This window comes from Inquilinus sp. (genome assembly GCF_057815775.1).
Genome location: NZ_JBYRFX010001041.1, coordinates 1 through 2,803 on the forward strand (window position 1 = coordinate 1; position 2,803 = coordinate 2,803).

Sequence of the window (2,803 nt, forward strand, 5' to 3'; positions counted from 1 at the left end):
CACCGCCAACCGCTGGTCGCCAGCGACGTGGATCGAGGCCAGCGTATCCAGCACCCCCAGCGACCATCCGATCACAACCACCCGGCCTGACAATCGCTCAATCAGTTCAGCCACATCGCGGCCACGGCGGATTGGCTCGTAGCCGTTGGCCGGGACAGCCGAGTCGCCCTGCCCACGCGGGTCGAACGCGATGACATGATAGTGGCGGGAGAACATCTGGATCTGCGGCATGAAGATCCAGGCCGGCATGGTCCACCCCGGCACGAATACCAATGTGTGAGCGGTCGGGGGGCCCGCCTCCAGGTAATGCAGCCGTACGCCGTCGCTCGACATGAAGAAGTGATCGACCACGTTGCGCGGCAAGGGCTGGGCCCCGGATGGCGTGACCAACAGCCCCAGCAGAAGACTCGCAGCCAGGATGTGACGCATAGGCATTGAGAAGACCAACCGGCTGGGTCGGGTCAATCAAAAACGATTGTGATCTTTTTGTCAGGTTCCTGAACGGCTTGGGTCCGACCGGGACGCCGTTAAATCAACAGGTAAAGTGCGAAAGCGAATAGCATCCAGAACGGCGTGGCGATCAGGACCGCGCTGACAATCCCCCTAACGATGCTCGTTGGGTTGCCAGAATCGAGCAGGTCAGCGTCGCGGAAATCGTTCTGCGCCACCTGATGGGCGATGATTTCAGAGGTGGCCGACTGGGTCAGTTCGAATTGGGCGAGCTGCGTGGACATGAGTCTGTTCCCCTGCAGCGAGGCAGGCGTCCTTCCGGCCCCGACACTCTTACCCTACAGCAACAGGTGCCAATTCATACCATGTTTCGATCAACTTTCTGCGAAAAATGAGCGAGGTCAGGCCGTCCCAGTGCTGCCAAACCCACCGGCGTTGCGCGCCGTAAGATCCAAACTCTCCACCTGATGCCACACAGCTCGGCTGACCGGGGCCAGGACGGCCTGAGCGATGCGGGCACCCCGCTTGACGGTGAATGTTTCGGTTCCGGCGTTCAAAAGGATGACCCCGATTTCGCCCCGATAGTCCTCGTCGATCGTCCCCGGCGTATTCGGCAGGGTGATTCCATGGCGCAGGGCCAACCCAGAGCGCGGGCGGACCTGCAGTTCGTAACCGGGCGGCAGGGCGATTGTGAGGCCGGTCGGAATCAGCTTGCGCTCGCCGGGCCCGATCGAGATCGGGTCGCTGACAGCGGCCAGCAGGTCCATCCCGGCAGCGCCGGCGGTCGCATAGGATGGCAGCGGAAGGCCCTCGGCGTGAGGCAGGCGGCGGACTTGGATGGGAATCGACATGGCTGGAGTTTGGCTCATGCCGATGTCGCGCAGCAAGCAAACGCGACGCCCACAGCACGCTCGCCACGGCGGAATCGGGGCTGATGACGCCGCAAGCGGGGCGCATGACGACGATTGTCACCAAATCGCATCTGTTTGCCACAATTTCATGTTTCGCGGCCGTCATGCGGCGGCGAGAGGAGGAAAGGCCCGGAATCCGCCGAGATCTTGGTCGCATATTCGACCAAGGGGCCACATGCGCCGGGCGTAATCATAGAGTTAGGTAGTCGACCCACCACAGCCGTCCCGCTTACATCCGGCCGGCCCACCCCAAAATCATGCGCGTGCAAGACCCCCTTCATGACCCTGCCAACGACAGTTCCGCAATGCGCCGCCCTTTCGAGCGAGGGGCTGACCCGCCTCCGGGTGCTATGATGCAGCCTGTCCCCCCGGACCGAACGGACCTTAATAGCAACTGTGATGACGGGGCTTTCATGCCACCGGAAGGTCCGGACAGATCGAGCGCCCTCGGATGGGGCATGGCCTTGGTGGGCCTGGGCGTGATCGGCGCGGTGGTGGTCGGCATCACAGGCGCATTCCCGTTCTCCGGCGGCTGGCTGTCGCGCGAGCGGCCGATGAGCCAGGAGCGGGCTGTGGCGGCCGTCGGCCTGGCGGACGGGATGCAGCCGGATTTGCCGCCCCGCCAATCAGAGAACGGCTGTGGCGCGGGCTGGTTCACGAGCGCCGGGCAGGCCGTGGAGCTATCCCGAACCGCCTCGCTCGGCCGCGTTCCACTGATTGGACGCCTGGCGCTGGCCGGCGGGGTAGCGTTCCGGACCGATGCCTCCGAGGCGATGCACACCATGTCAGTGCGGTTTCCGCCGCCGGGCGAGGACGAATGGCGCATCGGCATGGACGACATCACGGTAATCGCGGTGAACCCTGCTCGCGGCGCTGCCGACCGGTTGGCCGCTGCCCCGGATCCGGCCGCTGGCAAGCCGGATCCGGCTGAACTGCAGGTCTTCCTGACCACCCACCCCGAAGTCGTTCGGGCGCTGGCGAACGGTGCGGATCGGCAGGCTTTGCCGGCGAGCGACAATCCCGGGCAGAGCGGACTGCAACTCGTCGATGCCGCGGGCCAGACCATTCTGGTTCGCTCGTCAACCAGGTCGGTGCAGCCATTCGAGCCCGCCGGTCCGGCGGTTGAGGCGGGCCGGAACACGCTGTTCGACGCCGTGTTGGACTCGGTCGCGCAGCCAGGCCCGCAATTGCGCCCGCTCATGGCGGCCGGTACCTCCGGCGACCCGGCCAACGCCACGACGCGAGGCAACCATCGGCAGATCGACTCGGGGATGGCCGCGATCGATCGGGCCGAAGGCGGGGAGACCTTGCCCTGCCCTGCTGTCGAGCACGGTCCCGCGACGCTGCGGGCTGGGATCGATCCAGCCGATGACCTGCCGCGAAGCGCTCGATCCTCGGTCTATGCACGATTACTCAGCCTGTGGCCGCAAGCGCACGACGAC

Annotated in this window: 4 protein-coding genes; 1 reads left to right on the forward strand and 3 read right to left on the reverse strand. The window is 65.2% G+C overall.

Going from position 1 to position 2,803, the window contains the following annotated elements; genetic code table 11:
• The 3 genes from AC3XYG_RS37050 to dut form a co-directional block, all read right to left on the reverse strand.
• Positions 1–363 (reverse strand): alpha/beta fold hydrolase (locus tag AC3XYG_RS37050; protein ID WP_489144908.1); only part of this gene is annotated, 363 nt, incomplete at its 3' end.
• Between the two features lie 164 nt (positions 364–527).
• A complete protein-coding gene (locus AC3XYG_RS37055) occupies positions 528–734 on the reverse strand; it encodes a hypothetical protein (protein ID WP_489144909.1) in 207 nt (68 codons plus the stop codon).
• Positions 735–851: 117 nt separating this feature from the next.
• Positions 852–1,301, reverse strand: coding sequence for a dUTP diphosphatase (dut, locus tag AC3XYG_RS37060; protein ID WP_489144911.1), 450 nt, complete (start codon positions 1,299–1,301; stop codon positions 852–854).
• Positions 1,302–1,819: 518 nt separating this feature from the next.
• On the opposite strand from dut, the gene AC3XYG_RS37065 reads away from it, so the two are divergent.
• Positions 1,820–2,803, forward strand: a 984-nt coding sequence (locus AC3XYG_RS37065) for a catalase family protein (protein WP_489144910.1), incomplete at its 3' end; no start/stop codon positions are given.

Excerpts from the sequence above, each read along its gene's own strand:
- AC3XYG_RS37055 (WP_489144909.1), bottom strand. The coding sequence starts at position 734 with ATGTCCACGCAGCTCGCCCAATTCGAACTGACCCAGTCGGCCACCTCT.
- dut (WP_489144911.1), bottom strand. The coding sequence starts at position 1,301 with ATGTCGATTCCCATCCAAGTCCGCCGCCTGCCTCACGCCGAGGGCCTT.